This is a genomic window from Photorhabdus viridis, assembly GCF_040256935.1.
GTDB classification, from domain to species: domain Bacteria; phylum Pseudomonadota; class Gammaproteobacteria; order Enterobacterales; family Enterobacteriaceae; genus Photorhabdus; species Photorhabdus viridis.
Map to the genome: position 1 here is coordinate 63229 of NZ_JBEJZY010000026.1, position 6634 is coordinate 69862.

At 45.7% G+C, this 6634-nt stretch carries 5 protein-coding genes; 3 read left to right on the forward strand and 2 right to left on the reverse strand.

Features of this window, described 5'->3' with window-relative positions; all coding sequences use genetic code 11:
* Positions 1 to 125 precede the first annotated feature (125 nt).
* On the reverse strand, positions 126 to 674 hold the full coding sequence (gene orn / locus ABR397_RS12875) for an oligoribonuclease (RefSeq protein ID WP_350306082.1): 549 nt from the start codon (positions 672 to 674) through the stop codon (positions 126 to 128).
* Positions 675 to 768: 94 nt separating this feature from the next.
* Between orn and rsgA the strand changes: the two genes are divergently transcribed.
* From rsgA to mscM, 3 genes are all read left to right on the forward strand, one after another.
* Positions 769 to 1821, forward strand: a complete 1053-nt coding sequence (gene rsgA, locus ABR397_RS12880; RefSeq protein ID WP_350306083.1) for a small ribosomal subunit biogenesis GTPase RsgA — start codon at positions 769 to 771, stop codon at positions 1819 to 1821.
* A gap of 78 nt (positions 1822 to 1899) precedes the next feature.
* The gene (asd, locus tag ABR397_RS12885) at positions 1900 to 2793 is read left to right on the forward strand and encodes an archaetidylserine decarboxylase (protein ID WP_350306084.1); all 894 of its coding nucleotides are present in this window, start codon (positions 1900 to 1902) and stop codon (positions 2791 to 2793) included.
* 26 nt (positions 2794 to 2819) lie between these two features.
* Complete coding sequence (gene mscM / locus ABR397_RS12890; protein WP_350306085.1) at positions 2820 to 6155, forward strand: miniconductance mechanosensitive channel MscM; 3336 nt, start codon at positions 2820 to 2822, stop codon at positions 6153 to 6155.
* 74 nt (positions 6156 to 6229) lie between these two features.
* Here mscM and ABR397_RS12895 read toward each other — a convergent pair whose 3' ends face one another.
* Positions 6230 to 6499: a PAAR domain-containing protein gene (locus tag ABR397_RS12895; protein ID WP_350306086.1), complete on the reverse strand. Its 270-nt coding sequence runs from the start codon at positions 6497 to 6499 to the stop codon at positions 6230 to 6232.
* Positions 6500 to 6634 lie beyond the last annotated feature (135 nt).

A 6634-nucleotide genomic window follows, 5' to 3' on the forward strand; every position in this document is an offset into this window, starting at 1 on the left:
GCCCCTTCAACGCAAAAAAACAAACTTTTCGGTCAAGTGGCGATTTAATAAACACCAATGGGGATTAATAATCGTCACACTGAGCTTGCGTTATCATAACCAGCAGAGGACAAAATAAAACTGTCTTATTCCGATTGAATAAAATGTTCCCGATAATAAGCTAATTCAGCCACTGATTCGCGGATATCATCCAATGCCTGATGAGTATTCTGCTTTTTTAATCCCGCCAGAATTTCCGGTTTCCAGCGACGGGCTAATTCTTTCAATGTACTGACATCCAGATAACGGTAGTGAAAATAGGCTTCCAGCTCCGGCATATAACGGAACAGGAAACGCCGATCCTGACCAACACTATTACCACAAATAGGTGAAGCCCCTGCGGGAACCCACTCTTCCAAAAATGCAATCGTCGCCTTCTCTGCCGCACGATCATCTATTTTGCTTGCTTTAACACGTTCAACCAACCCACTGCCAGTATGTGTACGCACATTCCATTCATCCATCAGAGCAAGTTGCTCATCAGACTGATAAATCGCCATGACCGGCCCTTCAGCCAGAATATTCAAATTTGCATCGGTGACAATTGTCGCAATTTCAATAATGCGATCCCGCTCTGGATCTAAACCCGTCATTTCCAGATCTATCCAGATAAGATTGTGCTCACTTTTTGACATGTTATATCCTAGGTTGGAGAGATAGTTCTTATTAATGGTGTATCATAGCGCTTTTAGAAAATAGCAGCGATAAATATGGAACAAGTGAGGCTCGGTGGCTAAAAATAAATTATCCAAAGGCCAGCAACGGCGGGTACAGGCAAATCATCAGCGCAGACTGAAAAAACAGGATAATAAACCTGAAATGGATGATAGCCAGTTAGGTGAACCTCAGGAGGGGCTGGTTATCAGCCGTTTCGGCCAACATGCTGATGTAGAAGCAAACGGTTCTATACAACGTTGTAATATCCGCAGAACGATCCGCTCATTAGTCACAGGTGATCGGGTGGTATGGCGTCCTTCGCTGCAAACGCAAACAGACGTTAAAGTAAATGGCATTGTTGAAGCGGTTCACGAACGGACTTCTGTACTGACACGCCCTGACTACTATGATGGCGTTAAACCTATCGCCGCCAACATTGACCAGATAGTTATTGTGTCAGCCATTCTCCCTGAACTTTCACTCAATATTATCGATCGCTACCTTGTTGCCTGTGAAACACTGGGCATTGAGCCATTGATTGTGCTGAATAAAATTGACCTGTTGGACGAAGAAAGCCGTGAATGGGTCGATGAAGTCATGTCCACGTATCATAATATTGGTTACAGAGTATTAAAGTTATCAAGCCATACTGGCGAAGGTATGGAAGAATTACTAAAAATGCTCGCAGACAGAATCAGTATCTTCGCCGGTCAGTCTGGAGTGGGTAAATCAAGTTTACTGAACACGCTCCTGCCGGAAGATGAAGAAAAAATTCTGGTTAATCAGGTTTCAGAAGTTTCCGGTTTAGGTCAACACACCACCACGGCATCCCGCCTTTATCATTTTCCACATGGCGGTGATGTGATTGATTCTCCAGGTGTACGAGAATTTGGCCTATGGCATTTAACACCAGAACAGATAACTCAGGGTTTCATCGAATTCCGCGATTATCTGGGAAGCTGTAAATTCCGCGATTGTAAACATCGGGATGATCCAGAATGTGCGTTACGGAAAGCAGTAGAAGATAGCAAAATAGCTGAAGAACGCTTTGAAAATTATCACCGTATTCTCGACAGCATGGACCAAATTAAACCACGCAAGACGTTTACAAATAACGATAGCTAACTGACATTAAATAAAAGGACGGGTACAATAGCCCCCTTTTATCTAATTTGCCGATAAAATAACATCCAAGAGGTTGACGTGCTGGATAACATTAAAATCAGGTTGCATTATTTATTGCCTAAACAAGGAATTACGAATCTGGCAGGCTGGTTTGCAAATAAAAAGGCGGGCTGGCTGACTCAACTAGCAATTAAGGCGTTTGCCCGTGTTTATAAAGTAGATATGCATGAAGCGAAAGCGCCTGAGTTTTCCGCCTATACGACATTCAACGAGTTCTTTATCCGTCCATTAAAAGACGATGTCCGCCCGGTTGTCAGCGAAGAACATCAATTAGCACTGCCTGCTGATGGTATTATCAGTCAGTTAGGTAATATCAGGACAAACCAGATACTTCAGGCCAAAGGACACCACTATACCCTTGAAGCTCTACTAGCCGGCAATCATCAGTTGGCAGAGATATTCCGTGATGGGCAGTTTATAACGACTTACTTATCACCAAAGGATTATCACCGTGTACATATGCCCTGCGATGGATTGCTGAAAGAGATGATCTATGTCCCAGGCGATCTGTTCTCTGTCAATCCGTTGACTGCTGCCAACGTGCCAAACCTGTTCGCCCGTAATGAAAGAGTCATCTGCCTGTTTGATACTCAATTTGGTCCAATGATACAGATTCTGGTTGGTGCAACTATCGTCGGCAGTATTGAAATGGCTTGGTGTGGGACGGTTACGCCACCACGGGAAGGTATTATCAAACGCTGGACTTACCCTGAAGCCGGTACAATTGGCGCCGTCTCTTTTAAGAAAGGCGAGGAAATGGGCCGCTTCAAACTGGGCTCTACCGTTATTAACCTGTTCGCAGCAAATCAGGTGCAGTTAGCCGGGAATTTAAGCAGTGGTTCAGCAACCCGCATGGGTGAACTATTGGCCCAGGCGATAATGCCTGAAGAACCCACTGATAACATAAGCTAATCCCTTTCCAAGGAGAGCCCTCTATCGTGCGCCTGATTGTCAGCTTATTGCTTAGCCTGCTCATTATTAGTCCAGTTTTTGCTGCTACTCAACTCGATGAAAACCAGCTCAAACAAGAACTGAAACAAATTGAATCCAGTAAAAATCCGCAGGATGCAGAAGTTGCTCAGGCGCTCCAAGGAGCGCTCAATTGGATTACTGATACTAAATCTGCTAATGACAGGACACAGAAATATCAGGCTACCATTGATGATTTCCCAAAAATAATCAGAGAGCTTCGCCAAAAGTTACTTGCTGAAAGTGATACTCCCCGCCAGGTTCCTGCTAACCAGCCAATCGCAAATCTTGAGCAACAGATCATTCAGATCAGCAGCCGGTTACTGGACCAAGGTGGACAATTACAGCAAGAGCAGGATAAAGGACGGGAAATCAGCGACTCCCTTGGATTATTACCCCAACAACAATCAGAAGCACGACGCCTTCTGACTGAAGCATCCTCTCGCCTTCAATCATTAGAAACACCCTCCACTCCGTTAGGAGAAGCCCAATTTGCTTTAGCTCAAGCCGAAGTAAATGCTCACAAAGCTACAGTTAATGAACTGGAAATAGCTCAACTTTCTGCCAATAACCGGCAGGAAATTTCCCGTATGCGAGTTGATCTGTTCAAAAAGCGTTATCAGCGACTTGATCTTGAGCTGCAACAACTCCGCAGCCAGCTTAACACCCAACGCCAGCAAAAAGCAGAATTAGCTCTGGAACATACAGAAATGCTGGCAGAACAAAGTGGTCAGCTACCAAAATTTCTGCTTGATGAATTACAACTGAACCGTCATTTATCTCAGGAGCTAAATCAGCAAGCGCAACGAATGAATACCATCGGCTCAAAGCAACGCCAGGCCGCGAGTGATACGATTCAAGTCCGGCAAGCATTGAGTACCATTCGTGAACAGGCCCAATGGCTTGGAGGCTCCACGACGCTAGGAGAAGCACTGCGAACTCAGCTTGCCCGTTTGCCGGACATGTCTAAACCTCAGCAACTTGACCGGGATATTATCAAATTCAGGGTCGATCGGCTGAAATACGAAGATATGCTGGAACAGTTACAAAAAGAAGCAAAACCAGCGCAGGCAAACAACGTTGCACTGACGGCCGAACAAGAGCGAATTTACGATTCCCTGATTCGTACCCGCAAAGAATTACTCAATTCACTATTATCTGGTTATGACAGTGAGATTCTTGAACTAACCAAACTGAAAGTCGCTACCAACCAGCTAAACGATGCACTGACAGAAGTAAAGGAAGCCACCCACCGTTATCTGTTCTGGGTCGCAGATGTTAATCCTGTTTCGCTCGATTACCCTATTAGTGTGGTGCAGAATCTGACCCGCTTATTATCACTGGATACTTTCTCTCAGTTAAGTGGGGCCCTGATAGTCATGCTGACCACTCAGGATACGCTGCTATATCTGCTTGGCGCACTATTTCTTGTCATATTCAGCGTCGGTTCTCTCCGCCACTATCACGCATTTCTTGAACGCGCGAGTAACCGCATCGGCAAAGTAACATATGATCACTTCTCCCTTACTTTGCGTACCGTGTTCTGGTCGGTCATTGTTGCGTTACCTTTGCCAATGCTCTGGTCTGCGATCGGCTATGGGCTGCAAAGCGCCTGGCAGTATCCAATGGCGATCGCCATTGGATATGGCGTCAGTGCGACGACTCCCGTATTATGGATCTTTATTCTGAGTGCGACATTTGCACACCCAAATGGGCTCTTCATTGCCCATTTTCGCTGGCCGGAAGAGCGAGTCAAACGCGCATTGCGATTCTACCAACTCTCCATCTTTGCCATCGTGCCATTGGTGATGGCATTAATCACTTTCGAACATTACAGTGATCGAGAATTTGCCTCCACACTTGGCAGGCTCTGTTTCCTGACGCTGTGCGTCTCCTTAAGCTTGATTACCAGCAGCCTGAAACGGGCAAGAGTCCCGCTCTATCTGGATAAAAATGGCTCCGGTGAAAACGTTATCAATACTGCTCTCTGGTGGATTTTACTCTCTGCGCCGATAATCGCGGCTTTGGCTTCCATACTGGGCTATTTCAGTACATCGCAGGCATTACTGGGACGTTTGGAGACTTCCGTTGCTATCTGGTTCTTCCTGCTGGTTATTTACCATATTATCCGGCGCTGGATGCTGATTCAGCGGCGCCGGATTGCTTTTGAACGGGCAAAACAGCGGCGAGCGGAAATTCTGGCTCAACGCGCCAAAGGCGAAGATGACTCAACGGGATCAAGCAGCATCGAAGGTTCCATTGAAGTTGACGAACCCATTATTGACCTGGATGCAATCAGTGCTCAATCTCTGGGATTGGTACGCTCAATTCTGACTATGTTTGCATTAGTTTCACTGATTTTGCTCTGGTCAGAACTCCATTCAGCTTTCTCATTCCTAGAAAATATCCGCTTGTGGGATGTCACCACAACGATAAACAATGTAGAAACAGTTCAACCCATCACAATGGGTTCGGTATTAATCGCCATACTAGTGATTATTATCACGACACAACTGGTACGTAACCTGCCTGCCCTGCTTGAGCTGGCCTTATTACAGCATCTGGAATTGGCCCCAGGTACCGGTTTTGCCATTACCACACTAACCAAATACACCATTACGCTGATCGGTGGCCTAGTAGGTTTCTCGCTAATTGGCCTTGAATGGTCAAAACTGCAATGGCTCGTTGCAGCACTGGGAGTTGGGCTTGGTTTTGGCTTACAAGAAATCTTCGCCAACATCGTTTCTGGCCTGATGATCCTATTTGAAAAGCCCATCCGTATCGGTGATACCGTCACTATCCGCAATCTGACCGGCAGTATCACCAAGATCAATACACGGGCAACGACGCTTTCAGATTGGGACAGGAAAGAGATTATTGTTCCTAATAAAGCCTTTATCACTGAGCAGTTTATTAACTGGTCATTGTCAGACACCATCACCCGTATCGTACTGACAATTCCTGCTCCGGCAGAGAATAACAGCGAAGACATCACCCAGATCCTATTAAATGCGGCCAAACGCAGCTCTCTGATCCTGGATAACCCAGCGCCTGAAGTGTATCTAGTTGATCTCCAGCATGGCATTCAGATATTTGAATTACGTATTTATGCCGCTGAAATGGGGCACCGGATGCCTGTCCGCCATGAAGTTCACCAGCTTATTCTGCAAGAATTTCACAAGCATGGTATTACTCTGCCATTCCCGCCATTTCAGGCTAGCATTGATATAGTTGGTCAAAACATCCGCAGTGCAACGACCAATATGTCAGGCCGAAATCCACCACGCCAACCGGGTAGTTTGTAAAAAGAGAATAAAAAACTGAGCATCCATATTTGAACCAACCCACTCTATTTCAGGCAAAGTATTACCTTTTACCGCTACCCTATTGCCTGAAATAGACTTTGCGAAGCAATCAATCTCGCCCCACAAGACGTTTTCATCCCCTCCAGTGCGTACATTTGCCCATTAGTGCCGACTATGCCCGGCGTCCCCTCCACGATGGTTTGATGACCACCACATTTTGGACAGGATACCGGATCCCCAACCCGGGCCGCTTTCTTCCCTAACACATCCAACCCGCCATCACCCGCCAGCACCTTGCCGCCATGCGAAGTCGAATCTCCAGTTAAAATAATGGAACGTAACATTTATTCCCCTCTTAACTATGAGCTAAATATTCATTTCAGCTTATGACATCCCGCTATCATGGCGCCACAACTTAATTAAGAAAAACTGCCCTAAATCAAACTATTTGGAATAAATTAAATAATCATGTTACTTAA